The 15,434-nt window shown below is 41.0% G+C and carries 13 protein-coding genes; all 13 read left to right on the forward strand.

Going from position 1 to position 15,434, the window contains the following annotated elements; genetic code table 11:
• Positions 1–22: 22 nt before the first annotated feature.
• Entirely contained in the window at positions 23–1,441 is a 1,419-nt protein-coding gene (locus tag ACYVBM_RS16835) for a Glu/Leu/Phe/Val family dehydrogenase (RefSeq protein WP_460686860.1), read from the forward strand.
• A gap of 537 nt (positions 1,442–1,978) precedes the next feature.
• Complete coding sequence (locus tag ACYVBM_RS16840) at positions 1,979–2,413, forward strand: RrF2 family transcriptional regulator (protein ID WP_460686861.1); 435 nt, start codon at positions 1,979–1,981, stop codon at positions 2,411–2,413.
• Between the two features lie 261 nt (positions 2,414–2,674).
• Complete coding sequence (locus ACYVBM_RS16845) at positions 2,675–3,523, forward strand: DUF2249 domain-containing protein (RefSeq protein WP_460686862.1); 849 nt, start codon at positions 2,675–2,677, stop codon at positions 3,521–3,523.
• Positions 3,524–3,549: 26 nt separating this feature from the next.
• The gene (locus ACYVBM_RS16850) at positions 3,550–4,824 is read left to right on the forward strand and encodes a hypothetical protein (protein WP_460686863.1); all 1,275 of its coding nucleotides are present in this window, start codon (positions 3,550–3,552) and stop codon (positions 4,822–4,824) included.
• Positions 4,825–4,968: 144 nt separating this feature from the next.
• The gene (locus ACYVBM_RS16855) at positions 4,969–5,292 is read left to right on the forward strand and encodes a metal-sulfur cluster assembly factor (protein ID WP_460686864.1); all 324 of its coding nucleotides are present in this window, start codon (positions 4,969–4,971) and stop codon (positions 5,290–5,292) included.
• Between the two features lie 28 nt (positions 5,293–5,320).
• Positions 5,321–5,569 carry a hypothetical protein gene (locus ACYVBM_RS16860; protein ID WP_460686865.1) on the forward strand — a complete coding sequence of 83 codons (249 nt, stop codon included), beginning with the start codon at positions 5,321–5,323 and terminating at the stop codon, positions 5,567–5,569.
• A 146-nt stretch (positions 5,570–5,715) separates the two neighbouring features.
• Positions 5,716–5,937, forward strand: coding sequence for a hypervirulence associated TUDOR domain-containing protein (locus ACYVBM_RS16865; RefSeq protein WP_460686866.1), 222 nt, complete (start codon positions 5,716–5,718; stop codon positions 5,935–5,937).
• A complete protein-coding gene (locus ACYVBM_RS16870) occupies positions 5,934–6,623 on the forward strand; it encodes an SMUG2 DNA glycosylase family protein (protein ID WP_460686867.1) in 690 nt (229 codons plus the stop codon). The genes ACYVBM_RS16865 and ACYVBM_RS16870 overlap by 4 nt, the downstream gene beginning before the upstream one ends.
• A 340-nt stretch (positions 6,624–6,963) precedes the next feature.
• Entirely contained in the window at positions 6,964–8,916 is a 1,953-nt protein-coding gene (locus ACYVBM_RS16875; protein WP_460686868.1) for a glycoside hydrolase family 97 protein, read from the forward strand.
• A 20-nt stretch (positions 8,917–8,936) separates the two neighbouring features.
• Positions 8,937–9,998, forward strand: coding sequence for a glycoside hydrolase family 43 protein (locus tag ACYVBM_RS16880; protein WP_460686869.1), 1,062 nt, complete (start codon positions 8,937–8,939; stop codon positions 9,996–9,998).
• Between the two features lie 527 nt (positions 9,999–10,525).
• Positions 10,526–11,074, forward strand: a complete 549-nt coding sequence (locus ACYVBM_RS16885; protein ID WP_460686870.1) for a sigma-70 family RNA polymerase sigma factor — start codon at positions 10,526–10,528, stop codon at positions 11,072–11,074.
• 121 nt (positions 11,075–11,195) lie between these two features.
• A complete protein-coding gene (locus tag ACYVBM_RS16890) occupies positions 11,196–12,254 on the forward strand; it encodes a FecR family protein (protein ID WP_460686871.1) in 1,059 nt (352 codons plus the stop codon).
• A gap of 97 nt (positions 12,255–12,351) precedes the next feature.
• Positions 12,352–15,432: a SusC/RagA family TonB-linked outer membrane protein gene (locus tag ACYVBM_RS16895; RefSeq protein ID WP_460686872.1), complete on the forward strand. Its 3,081-nt coding sequence runs from the start codon at positions 12,352–12,354 to the stop codon at positions 15,430–15,432.
• Positions 15,433–15,434 lie beyond the last annotated feature (2 nt).

The following is a 15,434-nucleotide window of genomic DNA, read 5'->3' on the forward strand; positions in this document are numbered from 1 at the left end:
CAATATTCAAAAAATCCGAACTATGTCTGATAATAATTACAGTTTTTTTGGAGCTGTTAAAAAAAGCTTCCACAAGGCAGCCGAATTCACCAAATGGGATAAAGGGCTGCTGGAACAGATCAGTGCCTGTAACTCCGTTTACCGTATGCGCTTTCCCATTAAAAAAGAGGATGGCTCTATTGAGGTTATTGAAGCGTATCGCGCCCAGCACTCGCATCACAAAACGCCGTGTAAGGGCGGTATTCGCTTTTCAATGTCGGTGAATATGGACGAGGTAATGGCGCTGGCCGCTTTAATGACTTACAAGTGTGCTATTGTGAATGTGCCTTTTGGCGGAGGAAAGGGTGGCATAAAGATAGACCCGAAAAAGTATACGCCTTATGAACTTGAAAAAATTACAAGACGCTATACCTCTGAGCTGATCAAAAAAAGTTTTATAGGCCCTGCAGTTGATGTGCCTGCTCCTGATTATGGTACAGGTGAAAGAGAAATGGCGTGGATACTGGATACCTATGCTGCCATGCACCCGCAGGATATTGATGCCGCCGGTTGCGTAACAGGAAAGCCTGTTTCGCAGGGAGGAGTTCGTGGTCGAAGGGAAGCTACAGGTTTAGGCGTTTTTTATGGCCTGAAAGAAGTTTGCTCTATGGAGGAGGAGATGCTGAAACGGGGGCTTGCTACAGGTGTGGAAGGAAAACGTATTGTAGTTCAGGGATTGGGAAATGTGGGTTTTCATACCGCCAAATATTTTATGGAGAACGGGGCTGTTATTGTTGGTATTGCAGAGTATGAAGGAGCGATCTCAAAGCCCGACGGTATTAATGTACACGAGCTGGTGGCACACAGGAAAAGAACCGGTTCTGTCCTGAACTTTCCGGGAGCAATCAACCTGGAAAGCAGTAAAGCCGGGCTGGAACTGGATTGCGATATCCTGATCCCCGCTGCATTGGAAAACGTGATCGATGGAGAAAATGCCCCGCGCATAAAAGCTAAAATTATAGGAGAAGCGGCAAACGGGCCTTTAACTCCCGAAGCTGATGAGATATTTATTCAAAAAGGCGTATTGGTAGTGCCGGATATGTACCTGAATGCAGGAGGGGTTACCGTATCTTATTTTGAATGGTTGAAAAACCTGAGCCATGTTCGTTATGGAAGGATGGAGAAACGCTTTAACGAGAATATGAATGCACGCATATTGGAGGAAATGGAAGAACTGACCGGCAAGCGGGTAGACGAAAAAAACCGGTCGTTTATCAAACATGGGGCAGATGAAGTAGATCTTGTTTACAGCGGTCTTGAAGAAACCATGATTGGCGCTACCCGGGAAATTATGGAAGAATGGAAAGGCAATATAAATATCCCTGATATGCGCACTGCTGCTTATGTGGTAGCTATTAATAAAGTAGCTACTTCTTATGCAGAGCTGGGTATATTCCCATAGAAGTAGAGATGATAGTTGGCAGATGACAGTTGACAGGAGGAAGGTTGAAATGTTTAAAGGTTGATAGGTCCTTGAAGATAGTTTAATAGTGGTTGGAAGTGATCTAAAGATTAATAAGAAGGAACAAAAAGGTTTATCAATCAGGTGATATAGATTTTCTATACTAGCTGCTGGAAGTAGAAGGCTTGAAAAACGACCCGTATCCGGCAACCAGCAACTTGTAACCAGCATCCAGTATCCAGCTAATGTACAATGTATGGTGTACGATGTACGGGATGAAAGAGGACAGATGACAGATGAAAAGTTTAAAGGTTTAAAAGTTGACAGGGTTTGATCATGAACTATTAGCCGGAATCCAGCATCCGGAATCCAGCAAATTGTACGATATAAAAACGGATGGATGACAGTTGGATTTCCTTTCTTAATTAAGATAAATTTGTCTGAATTTAAAAAACGATTTACTTTCGCGGAAACCTGCATGAAATTATTCTGGTTTAAAGGGAGTAATAAAAAGATCACAGCAAGACTGTATTATTTATGTTGTCTAAAACATGCGAATATGCTTTAAGGGCGATGATCTATATCGCTCAGCATTCCGGAAACAGGCAGATGATAAATATCAAAGAGATCTCGGAAAATATTGGCTCCCCCGAACTATTTATAGGAAAGATCTTACAGGGCCTAAGCAGGCAGGGCTTCCTTCAATCATCCAAGGGCCGCTATGGTGGCTTTTATATGGAGGCGAAGGATGCCAAACGTTCTTTGGCAGATATTGTAATTGCAATAGATGGAGATAAAGTGTTCAAAGGCTGCGGTGTAGGGCTGGATTATTGTTCAGAGAAAAATCCCTGTCCCATACACCACCAGTATAAAGAGGCCCGGGCTGCTCTTTACAATATTTATAGATCTGCCACTTTAGAGCAGTTTAAAACCTGGGAGGAAAGCGCTCCCTTGCTTTTAAAAAGAGGATAGTTTTTTTTATTATAAATTAAGATAAAAAGGTCTTAATATATTAAATGTAAATTGAAGTATGTTCCCTACGCCAACTTTATTGATAGTATTTCTGCTGATAGCTTTAGCAGCACTGCTTATTGGAATTGTGGGAAAAATATTTTAAAGGTCATAAGAAAGAGCCGTAAGCGATTCGATGGATTTTATACCATAATAATAAGCCGAAATGACGATTTGTTCTATCATCAGCATAATAATTTTGTAGTATAATAAATGAACATAATGGACTTTAATATTCATACAAAAATTTCCGACATCATCCGGTACAATAAATCCAGTATTGATGCCATAGCTTCCATCGCTCCTCCGCTGAAGCGGTTAAAAAACCCCATCCTGCGAAAAGTAATGGCATCAAGAGTTACGGTAGCTGAAGCGGCAAAAATGGGCGGCTGCAAAGTGGAAGATTTTGAACGGGTGCTGAAACCTTTAGGATACCGTTTTTCCGGAAATGAACAGCAGGCTGCCCCTGCTGCTGTTCCGCCAAATGCTGAAGGTAAGGAAAAGCCGGATTGGTTGAAGGCTGCTCCCGGAGAGGACCTGATAAGGTTTGATGTTCGCCCGGTTATTGAGCGCGGTACCGATCCGCTTAAAGAAATTATGCGGAAGTTTAACGAAGTACCTGGCGGAAAAATACTTTGTATTATTAACACATTTGTACCAACACCTTTGATCCATCTGCTGGAAAAGGATAAGGCCGAATCGAGTTTTGTCGATACCATCAGCGATAAAGAATTTCATACCTATTTTTTAAAAAAGCAGAAAAAAAATTCAGCCACATCCGGGCCTTCAGAAAAAGTGGTAATGCACGATGCAGCTTCCTTTGAGAAGGTAAGCACTCTTTTTTTAGGTGAAAACAGAACAACAATAGATGTAAGAGACCTCGAAATGCCTTTGCCCATGCAAACGATCCTGGCAGAGCTGGAAACACTTCCGGCGGGTCATGGCTTGTATGTGCATCACAAAAGAGTGCCTGTTTTTTTATTGGAAGAGCTGGCTGCCAAAGATTTTTCGGTACACATTCATAATATTGATGAGGGTGATGTGAAGATGCTTATTTTTAAAGATCAGTAAAAGATTAAAAGACCGGTTATAGCGACATGGCAGATATTAATATAGGAAAAGCACCTCCTAACAGTGCAGTGCTTCCGTTTTATGCGGGAGGGGCCGTTGCGTTTTCTGTATTATGTGTTTTAATGCTTATTAGTGCAGAAAGTTTTACACGCCACTATTTCAGCCCGCATTTGTTGACCATTGTGCATATTGCTGCGTTAGGGTGGGGAAGCATGATCATCTTTGGAGCGGCCTATCAATTGCTGCCCGTAATTTGCGAAAGAGCGTTATACAGCCCGCTGCTGGCATCTTTGAGCTGGTACACCTTGACGGCAGGAGTGGCGTTGCTCACATTTTCATTCTGGGATTTCAGGGTGGGGTGGCTGATGATCAGTGGTGGCTCCCTGGTAGTGATTTCAGCCATCTTTTATTTCTTAAACGTTGTTTTAACAAGCAGGGTCTGTTTTCGATATTCTGTTCAAAAATTATTTATTGCAGCTTCCGCATTATGGTTGCTGTTCACGGTAGTGGCAGGACTGCTGCTGGCTGTTAACCTGGCCTTCCCCTTTTTCGAAAAAAATCATCTTGATATACTCAAGCTCCACGCACATGCGGGTTTGGCCGGATGGTTCCTGCAGCTCATTACGGGCGTAAGCGCCAGGCTGGTGCCTATGTTCCTCTTAGGAAAATCAAAAAGAGAGCACCTCCTGAAATATGCTTTCATCTTTCAAAATCTGGGATTAATATTGTTCTTGGCTGATGGCTATTTTATCGGGAGCAGCTCCAGGTTTTTAGTATATGCTTTGCTTGTTTTAACAGGCATTATTTGTTGGCTGTTGTATTTGTACGATGCTTTTAAAAGCAGGGTAAGAAAAAAAATAGAGCTGCTGATGAAACATACTTTTATTTCTTTTCTCTGTCTTGCGGCATCTGTATTATTGATTCCTGTTATCTGGTATATAAAAGGAACGCAATGGACCATATTATATGGCACTTTTCTTTTTATGGGCTGGATAACGGGTATTATTGTGGGCAAAACGTTTAAAACGCTGCCGTTTATTGTTTGGAACGGGCATTACAAACATTTGTCCGGGAAGGTAAAGGTACCGCTCCCCAAGCATTTATATGATGAAGGGCTGATCATATGGCAGTTCTGGTTTTTTAATGGGGCACTTGTGTTGCTGGCAATTGCGATTGTATTACAAAATCTTTTATTGATACGCATTGCTTTGGGATCATGGGTGATTGTATCAGCGTTGTATGGTTATAATGTGGCAAAAATATTGCTGCATAAAAGTGGACAGATGACGGAGGAAAGTTGAAAAGTTTTAAGGTTTAAAAAGTTGATAGGGTTTGTCCATGAACTATGAACCATGAACTATTAGCCGGAGCCAACAACCTGTATCCAGTGACGTAAAATCGTACCTCTCACTTTTTTAAAGCAACGTATCTTTATAAAAAATAAAATGGAGTTTTCTCTGACTGATATTTATTATGATGATAAGATAAAAGCCCGGAATGCTTTATACGATGTAATAGACCCTGAGCTTTTTGTGAATGTGATGGATCTTGGCCTTATTTATGATATAGACTTCAGTAACGAAAAGATCAAAGTTACAATGACGCTTTCCACGCCCCATTGCCCGATGGGGGAGGCTATTACAAACGGGGTGAAGAACGCGCTGGAAAAGGAATTTCCTGGTAAGGAAGCAGATATTGAACTGACATTCGATCCACCCTGGAGCTTTGAAATGCTCACTTCTGAAGGCCGCGAGCAATTGGGTAAATAGTTTTTATACACAGTTAAAAGCCATGATCATGGATCAAAGAGATACTTTAAAGCCAGGTGAAAGTTTTGATGTATTACTACAGGAAACGCTGAATAATCATGAGCGTGTAAGATTATTGTATGATAACAACGGGCTGATGCGGATCGAGGGGATCATCAGGGAGCTGAATTTAGAATGTAAAAACCCATATGTGATCCTTCAGGACGGGCAGCAGATTTTTATGGAAAGCATTATAGCAGTAAACGGAAGATTCAGGGATAATTATACAGAATGTTGACAGCCATAAACCTATTTGCATGAAAAGGCAAAACGGTCTGTAATTTTCATCAGCAACTGTTAATTTTATTATAAGCGTTTATTCACAACCGTTTACTTAAAAGGGGTACATCAGGAATTGCATTAGCCAACTCGAAAAGAACAAAAATGAAAAAGTTTAATGTAGGTGATAATGTAAGCTGGAACTCAGAAGCAGGAAGGGTTTCGGGCACTATTATTAAAGTTCATACCAGTGATTTTGACTATAAGGGTTATACGCACCATGCTACGCCCGAAGATCCGCAATATGAAATAAAAAGCCATAAAACCGATCATATTGCAGCTCACAAGGGCGCTGCATTAACCACTATCAAAAGTAAAAAGAGTTGAAAACAGCAGCAGATAAGATCATTGCATTTAACCGGCAGCTACATTATACAGGCCCATTGCCATCGGGATTCGGGGTAATGAACCCTTTCAGGGAGAATCCTGAAACGATGGAGGTAATGACACAATTTTATTATAAATTTTATAGCGATAACAAGAAACGAAAATTTCTCATGGGTATCAATCCCAGCCGCCATGGTGCAGGACTTACAGGCGTTCCCTTTACCGATACCAAGAGGCTCGACACCGTTTGCGGTATAAAAATGAAGAGCGCTTATTCTCACGAGCCCTCCTCGGTTTTTTTATACGAAGTAATTCAAGCTTATGGAGGTGTTCAAAATTTTTATAATGATATTTATATCAATTCTCCTTTTCCTTTAGCCATTTTGCGGCGTACTGATAATAATAATTGGCTTAACGCGAACTATTATGACGACAGGGCTTTGTTTGACGCTGTAAAACCTTTTATGATAAAAAGCCTCAGGCAGCATATACAAATAGGTATGCAAACGGATAAAGCGTATGTATTGGGGAAAAAAAACCTGTTGTTTCTGGAAAAGCTCAATAAAGAGGAAAGACTTTTCGGTGAGCTGGTATGCCTGGAACATCCGCGGTATATTCAGCAATACAAATCCAAGGAAAAGGCAGCCTATATTGATAAATATCTCTTCACATTGTTATCAGATTAACAGAGACGGCATCACTGTTCTGGGTGTTGCTAAGGAAGCCATTTATTGACTTACGCCCAGGAAGAATGGATATATCCACCAATAAAGTGTTACGGCTGCAGATTTTAATAAATGTATTATTGACAAATAATTTATTATTCTTATATTCGTTTCAGAAACTGAGGTTTAAAAAAGTGGGCTGCTGTATGAAGGAGTCATTCGTTATACCCCCTGTTCTATTGTCTTTTGCACTTACGATAAGGATGAAAAAAGCATTTGCTGTTTAGGAGGGTTTATTAAACGATTGCATGGATAAAGTGACCCAACGGAACTTTATAAAAGAGAAAATAAATTGTAGATTATGACAAAACTTTTGTTCTGCCTGCTTAGCTTAAGTATTACGAATGTATTAACGGCGCAGGATGTAAAACTAACCGGCCCCGATGGCAAACTGCAGGTAACGGTTTTTACCGATAAGGGTAGCCCCGCTTATACAGTGCAATATAACGGAAAGATTTTCCTGGAAAATTCACCGCTAGGCCTAAAAACTACTATGGCAGATTTTACACATGACCTGGTGCTTGCCGCGCATATAACAACGAAGCTATCGGAAGATTATACGCTGAACCGCTCCAAACGATCGCAGGTGCATTATGAAGCCAATGAGCTGGTAGCTACTTTTACCAACGCAAAAAAGCAGTATATGGATGTTATATTCCGTGTAAGCGATCAGGATGTGGCCTTTTGTTATGCTCTGCCTTTGCAAAGCGGGCGTACCAGTGTGGCTGTTTCACAGGAAGTTACAGGTTTTAGATTCCCTTTCCAAACAACCACTTTTTTAACTCCTCAAAGCGATGCCATGATCGGCTGGAAACGTACCAAGCCCAGCTATGAAGAGCCTTACAAGGCAGATGCAGCCATGGATACGCCTTCGCAATATGGTAAAGGCTATACATTTCCCTGCTTGTTCCGGGTAGGAACAGAAGGATGGGTTTTGGTAAGTGAGACCGGTGTGGACAGCCGCTATTGTGCCTCCCGCCTAAGCGAATATCAGTCAAACGGATTGTACCGTATAGCTTTTCCAATGGCAGAGGAAAATGATGGGAACGGAACAGTTGCACCGGCATTTGCGCTTCCTGGTCGTACTCCCTGGCGCACATTAACCATAGGAGAAACTTTAAAGCCCATTGTGGAAACTACTGTTCCCTGGGATGTGGTAAAACCTTTATATGAAACCAGCCATACTTATAAATTTGGCCGGGGTACCTGGAGCTGGATCCTTTGGCAGGATAATAGTATCAACTACGAAGACCAGGTAAAGTACATCAACCTGGCCGCTGCTATGGGTTATGAGTATGTACTAATCGACAACTGGTGGGATAAAAACATCGGCTATGACCAAATGGCATCTTTAATAAAATACGCTCAAAGCAAAAATGTGAACGTTTTTCTCTGGTACAGCTCCAGCGGATATTGGAACGATATTGAGCAGGGCCCTGTCAACAAAATGGATAATCCTATCCTCCGCAAGCGCGAAATGAAATGGCTGCAAAGCCTGGGCGTAAAAGGCATTAAAGTAGATTTTTTTGGAGGCGATAAGCAGGAAACCATAAGGCTGTACGAATCCATTCTCAGTGATGCGGATGATCACGGGCTGATGGTAATATTTCATGGCGCTACCTTACCCCGCGGCTGGGAACGTATGTATCCTAATTTTGTAGGAAGCGAAGCCGTGCTGGCCTCAGAAAATATGGTGTTTGCGCAGGCAGCCTGTGACCAGGAAGCCTTCAATGCCACGTTGCATCCGTTTATCCGAAATACTGTTGCCTCTATGGAATTTGGAGGAACTTTCCTGAACAAACGGCTCAATAAGAACAATAACGGAGGTTCTGTCAGGCGCACTACCGATGCTTTCCAGCTGGCTGTTGCTATATTGTTTCAAAACCCGCTCCAGTTTTTTGCATTAGCGCCCAATAATCTTACCGATGCTTCGCCGGTAACCCTCGGTTTTATGAAGCAGGTGCCTACTACCTGGGATGAGACGCGATATATAGACGGTTATCCGGGTAAATATGTGGTACTGGCCCGCCGTAATGGAAATACCTGGTATATCGCAGGCATCAATGCGCAAAAGCAAACAGTAAAGCTAAAGCTGGATATTTCTGTATTCGCTGGGAAAAATGTAAGGCTGATTACTGACGGCAAGGAAAAAGAGCCGGTGTCTAAGCCGGTCAATATCAGTAAAAAAGGCATCGTAGATCTGCTGATACAGCCGGAAGGCGGTTTTGTAATAACAGATCGTATAGGCCTTTGAAACTTTTCAAGTAAAAAAATATGGTGATAAGAAGAATATTTGTTTTCCTGTTATTGATTGGTTGCGTACTGCTATCTGTTGCGCAGAAGCAAAAGATAACACCATCAGAAAAGGATATGGCAGCCTACCTGCTGGTTTATTTTAAAGATGATACTCACAGCCTGTACTTTGCATTGAGTAAAGACGGCTACTCGTTTACAGATGTAAATAATGGCCAACCGCTTATTGCCGGAGATACCATTGCTGAGCAAAAAGGCATCCGCGACCCTTATATTATGCGGGGAGATGACGGGTACTTTTATATGGCTATGACCGACCTGCATATTTTCGGTAAAGAAAAAGGCTACAGGCAAACTGTGTGGGAGCGTCCGCAGGAGTTGTATGACTGGGGCAATAACCGTGGCTTTGTGCTGATGAAATCGAAAGACCTGATCAACTGGTCGCATGCAGTGCTTGACATTCATAAAGCATTTCCCGGATTGAATGTTGGGTGCGCATGGGCACCCGAGCTGATATATGATCAGAAAGCGAAAAAGATCATGATCTACTTTACCATGCGAATGGGCCATGGTAAAACAAAACTTTATTATGCTTATCTCAATAAAGGGTTTACCGAGCTAAGTTCCCGGCCCAGAATATTATTTGAATATCCAGACACTGCCAGACAGATCCTTGATGCTGATATTACATGTTTACCTGATGGACGCTATTGTATGATGTATGTGGCCCAGGAAAATCCCGGCGGTATCAAAATGGCTTTTTCCAATCAGGTCAACAGCGGGTACCAGTACCTGCCGAACCAGGTGGATTTTGAAAAAGGATCCTGTGAAGCGCCTAATGTTTTTAAACGTATCGGTGAAAATAAATGGGTGCTGATGTACGACATTTTCAGTATCAAACCGCATAATTTCGGGTTTGCAGAAACCAGCGATTTTAAAACGTTCACAAACCTGGGACACTTTGATGAAGGAATGATGCGACGGACTAATTTTTCTGTTCAAAAGCATGGCGCTGTGATCCATCTTACTAAAAAAGAAGCGCAGCGTTTAGCAGATAACTGGAAGCTGGATATGAAGTTTTAAATGTAAAATTAAATTTATCGTCGCTTCGCTGCATAGCGAAGAAATCTCAATCTAAGCGCATCCTGGAGTGGTTGTAAAGTAAGGGCTGTTATAATTTATATTAAAAAAGTCGGATAGATAATGATGAAATATGCTGTATTCTTGTTGATTGTAGTAAGCCCGTTCCCGGTTTTTCCAAAAACAAGGGGCCGTGGTTCAGGGAAGATATTCCTTTAGATTCCATACGGCTCAGCGATTCCAGCATATCCAATGCCAGCAGATCGAAACTTTAAGGGTTATTGCTTTGCCAGTTATGAAGACCGTGACGAACAATAAACAGGCATAATGCCTGGCGATGTATTGAAAAAAAGAAGTGATTAATTGTAAAATATACAAAAATTAGTTTTTTGAGTTATTTTTGTTATAACTTGTCTTTCTATTGCTATAAGATATAAGCGCCTCTGATAGAGAATATAGCTCTTGGTAGGTATTTATATAAACCAAAAATTGATATGAAGTCTATTTAGTAAAATGCAAAATATTGATTAATGGATTTCTTTAATACGATTGCTGCATTAAAACAGGCTGATACGATTGTGTTTTCTGAGGTATTTTATGCATACCATCAAAGGGTGTATTACTATGTTTTGTCAAAAACTAATTCAGCATATATCGCTGAAGAAACAACACAACTCACGTTCATAAAACTATGGGATTACCGAAATTCTCTTGACGAATCTTTGTCGTTGCCAATCCAGATATTTCGGATTGCTAAGACTACCTGTATCGATCTTTTGCGAAAAGAGCTGAACAGAGAAAGGCATTTATTAGCATCGAATGGTAAGAAAAAATATAAGAATGATGTTCTGGAAAGCTTGCAGGCCAAGGAATTACAGGTAGTCCTGACTTCTGTAGTAGAGCAAATGCCCCCTGTAAGAAGGCGGGTATTTACACTTAGCCGCTTCGAATCCAGGTCAAATAAAGAGATTGCTCAAATGCTTTCTTTGTCAGTGAGAACGGTCGAATGCCATATCTCGATGGCGCTCAAACAGCTATCTCATTTATTTCTTCCTCTTTTTATTATTTTATTTTTTTAGAAAAAAAATCCATTCACACTACGTGTTTGCTTAATTTCAAACGTAGTATTATTGTTAACATCAAATATCATTTTGAAAATGATTTTCTGAAATGTAATTTTTGAAATGATACGCAATTAAAATGGTAACGCAGGAATTAATTGAAAGGTTTTTCAAACATAAGTGTACAGGTGAAGAGCGTAAGCTGGTTTTGGAATATTTCGAGTCGAACCCCGAAGCGCTAAGCGATTATATAGACGAGCATGAATGGCACCATTTTAACGCTCAGGAGGAAATGCAGCCTGCTCTTTCAAAGAAAATATTCTCAGATATAAGCAGGAGCACGTTCGGAAAAAAGAGGACTGCCCGCACATTCAAAAGATTGAGCATTGCCGCATCGCTTATAGTAACGATACTGGGAACCTGGCTATTGATGAGGCAGCAGGACAATAGGTATGGGATGGTGGCTTTGGAAACAGCTTCTGTGCCGGTTTCAGGCCTGGTTCAAAAAGTAAATACCACTGATCAAGTGATGCATGTTTTATTAGAAGATGGATCGGATGTTGCATTAGAGCCGGGAAGTAAAATAAGGTATTATAGGCTTTTTAGTGCAGAAAAAAAGAGAATTGTTTATTTAGAAGGGCAGGCTTTATTTAACGTGGCAAAAGATAAGAACAGACCTTTTAGTGTTTTTTCAGATGATTTGGTTACAACAGCACTGGGAACATCATTTTCTGTTAAAGCGTTTCCTGGAAATAATATAATAATGGTTTTATTGCACGAAGGAAAAGTGGTAGTAAGGTCTGTTGAATCAATTGCCAGGAAGCTAAAAAAAGATTTTTTCCTGTTGCCGGGTGATCAGCTGATATATAACAAGAGCCTGGTAACAGCCAGTGTACGAAGCAGTGGAAAAATGAATAACAGGATAACGCATGCTATACCTCCACAAAAAGAAAAGGCGATAGTGGAAAGGCCTGATTGGTATAAATTTGATGGAATGCCGCTTGATAAAGTAATTGAACAACTAAAAGTATATTATGATGTTGACATCCGCTATATTTCCGATGATATCCGGGATAAATACTTTACGGTTCGAATTGAAAAAAGAGATTCCCTGGAAAATATACTTAATGATATAGCACTGCTGAACGACTTGATCGTAACGAAGAAAAACGGCGTTTATTTTCTGCTAAAAAAGTAATACGTATCATTTAAAATTTTGCAACGTACAGGTTGAATCATTGTGTAATACACAATGGCTGGTCTTTTATTATATCATCTTAAACGAAAAGCTGCACATGAAATCAAATTTGTTGTTGAGGCTACTTTCTTTATGCCTCTTATTTATCCTTTATTTAAAGCCCCTGCTGCTTCATGCCCAGGATAGCCGCACTGACGTTCGGGGAGTGGTTCGTTCAGAAAGTGGTGAGCCGCTGGCTGGAGTTAATGTCATTATTAAAAATGTTGGTAACAATTTCACGGCGGCAACGCAAACCGATAGCGCCGGTATTTTTGGTTTTTCGCAATTGCCGTCTGGCGATGGGTATAGTTTTTCTATATCTTTTGTGGGCTATGAACCGCAAGAATTGGCCAACTACCAGCTCAAAGCCAACGCCAGTTTTACTATATCTGTTAAGTTAAAAGAAATGGGCAGGTTATTAAATGAAGTGGTAGTAATAGGTTATGGTACTCAGCGAAAAGGCGATATTACCAGTTCTGTTGCTTCGGTAAAAGCTGAAAATTTTATAAAAGGAGCTGTAAAAGATGCCGGGCAGCTCATCCAGGGCAAGGTAGCCGGCTTAACGGTTATTAATCCCAGCGGAGATCCTACAGGTGCTACCCAGATGATTTTACGAGGACAATCAACCCTAATGGGTGTTAATCAGAACCCGTTAGTGCTGATTGATGGCGTACCCGGTGATCTCAGGATGATAACACCGCAGGATATTGAATCTTTTGATGTGCTGAAAGATGGATCGGCAGCCGCTATTTACGGAACCCGTGGAACCAATGGCGTTATTTTTATTACTACAAAACGGGCAGGAGCGGGTAACCGCACTTCTGTTGAATACAGCACTTATGCAGGTATGCAGAAAATTGCACGTAAACTTAATATGTCAACAGCCCAGGACATGAGAGCACAAATTGAATCAAAGCTCCGGAACAATGAGTTAATCGACCAGGGAGCAAGCACAGATTGGTTAAAAGAAATTACGCGTACCCCCATAACGCAGGATCATAACCTCACTATTCGTGGCGGTAATTCCACAACAAACTATTTGGCAAGCTTGAACTATGATAACGCAGAGGGCTTATTCCTAAAGTCATTCAACCAGGTTTTTTCCGGAAGATTTGATGTCAATCATAGTATGTTCAACAACAAGCTGAAGTTGAATGTGAATGCATTTAGTTCTTCAAGAAAACTGAATGGCTTTAATTCAAACAACTACCGGCAGGCATTAATGCAAAATCCAACAGCGCCAGTCAAAAATAGCGATGTTACCTGGTTCCAGGAGTTAACCAAGTTTGATTATCAAAGTCCCGTGTCGGATGTAATGGAAAGCGATGGATTAACGAATGAGTTATTATCAAGATACAACGGAACACTTTCTTTTATGCCGGTTAAAGGACTAAAATTTTCATCATTATTTTCTTATTCAAAATGGATGCAGAAATACGGTTATGCCGAAACGAAGCAACATGCCTCAACATTAAGAGATGGACGTAATGGGTATGCAAGGGAAGGAGGTGCTGAGTCCATCGATCGGTTGACAGAATTAACAGCTGAATATTCGAGGTCCATTGCTAAAAATAATTTTACAATTCTGGGTGGCTATAGTTACCAGGAAAATGATTACACCGACCATTTTATGGAGAACTGGGATTTCCCAACTGATATTTTTAGCTGGCATAATATAGGCTTGGGCAGGGCAATCAGTAGCGGCAATTATGTAGGCCTTATCCGTAATTATAAAGCAGAGACAAATTTAGTCGGTTTTTTCGGAAGGCTTACCTACAACTATGATCAACGTTACCTTTTAATGGCCAGCCTGAGACGGGAAAAAGCCAGCCAGCTGTGGGGAACGAATAATCCATGGGGGGCATTTCCGGCAGTTTCAGCAGGCTGGAAGATCAGCCAGGAATCTTTTATGCAGACCCAGCAACTTTTCAACGATTTGAAATTAAGGGCAGGATATGGCGTTACCGGCTCACAGCCATCCGACTTGTTTAGAGGAGTTGCATTGCTTGGCTATAGCGGTTTTGTTTACTCAGACGGGAACTGGGTACAGACACTTATTCCTACTCAAAATGCAAATCCCGATTTAAAATGGGAGGAAAAGCGGGAAACAAATATTGGGCTCGACTTTAGCATGTTACAAGGAAAAGTGTCGGGCAGCATTGACCTGTATAACCGTCAGATACATAACCTGCTTTATTTATTCGAAGTGCCAAGCCCTCCCAATCTTTATAATCGTACACTGGCAAATGTAGGCACGCTCGAAAATAAAGGACTGGAAGTAATGTTGAACTTTATACCGGTAACAGGTAAAAATTTTCAATGGAATGCTATGGTTAATTTTTCAACCAATTCCAACAAGCTGAAGAGCCTGTCCAACGACTTATATCAAACTTCAACAGACTATCTACGTGTAGGCGCTATTTTCCCGCCTATTCAAACTTTTTCACATTTGCTGAGAGTAGGCGGTTCTGTAGGAGATTTCTACGGCTATAAGGTAGTTGATATAGGCAATGATCCATCCGATGTAGCTAACTATGGACAATGGGTTTATGAAGGGCAGGATGGCCATCCTGTAAAGTATTCGGACTTTGGACATGCATTTGAGGACAAAAAGGTTATTGGGAATGGCCTGCCCAGATATTATCTTTCCTGGAACAACAGTTTTCAATATAAAAATTGGGACCTGGGGATTACGCAAAGAGGCGCTTTCAAATTCCAGGTGGCAAATTTGCAGAGAATGATGTTTGAAAATCCCACGCAGGCGCAGTATAACCTGTTGAAAAATGCCTACGACCCCGTGTATGGAAAAACTGTTTTAAAATCACCGGTCGAATTTAACAGCTATTATATAGAAAAGGGTGATTTCTGGAAAATTGACAATATAACCGTTGGATATAGTTTAAAAACCGAACATATCAAATACATTAAGTCAGCAAGAATATATATTGCCGCGCTCAACACGTTTATCATTACGGGTTATAAAGGTATCGATCCCGAAGTGAGTTTACGTAACGGAACCTCAACGGCACAATCGGGAGTATTACAGGTACCTACATCTGGTCTTGACCCGGGTATTGATTCACCATACAAATATCCAACTACAAGAACATTCAGTATTGGCTTAAATGTGAATTTCTAACC

It is taken from the genome of Niabella aquatica, assembly GCF_054779315.1.

Bases quoted from the DNA above. Each gene is read 5' to 3' on its own strand.
- ACYVBM_RS16835 (WP_460686860.1), top strand. From the start codon at position 23: ATGTCTGATAATAATTACAGTTTTTTTGGAGCTGTTAAAAAAAGCTTC.
- ACYVBM_RS16840 (WP_460686861.1), top strand. From the start codon at position 1,979: ATGTTGTCTAAAACATGCGAATATGCTTTAAGGGCGATGATCTATATC.
- ACYVBM_RS16845 (WP_460686862.1), top strand. From the start codon at position 2,675: ATGGACTTTAATATTCATACAAAAATTTCCGACATCATCCGGTACAAT.
- ACYVBM_RS16850 (WP_460686863.1), top strand. From the start codon at position 3,550: ATGGCAGATATTAATATAGGAAAAGCACCTCCTAACAGTGCAGTGCTT.
- ACYVBM_RS16855 (WP_460686864.1), top strand. From the start codon at position 4,969: ATGGAGTTTTCTCTGACTGATATTTATTATGATGATAAGATAAAAGCC.
- ACYVBM_RS16860 (WP_460686865.1), top strand. From the start codon at position 5,321: ATGGATCAAAGAGATACTTTAAAGCCAGGTGAAAGTTTTGATGTATTA.
- ACYVBM_RS16865 (WP_460686866.1), top strand. From the start codon at position 5,716: ATGAAAAAGTTTAATGTAGGTGATAATGTAAGCTGGAACTCAGAAGCA.
- ACYVBM_RS16875 (WP_460686868.1), top strand. From the start codon at position 6,964: ATGACAAAACTTTTGTTCTGCCTGCTTAGCTTAAGTATTACGAATGTA.
- ACYVBM_RS16880 (WP_460686869.1), top strand. From the start codon at position 8,937: ATGGTGATAAGAAGAATATTTGTTTTCCTGTTATTGATTGGTTGCGTA.
- ACYVBM_RS16885 (WP_460686870.1), top strand. From the start codon at position 10,526: ATGGATTTCTTTAATACGATTGCTGCATTAAAACAGGCTGATACGATT.
- ACYVBM_RS16890 (WP_460686871.1), top strand. From the start codon at position 11,196: ATGGTAACGCAGGAATTAATTGAAAGGTTTTTCAAACATAAGTGTACA.
- ACYVBM_RS16895 (WP_460686872.1), top strand. From the start codon at position 12,352: ATGAAATCAAATTTGTTGTTGAGGCTACTTTCTTTATGCCTCTTATTT.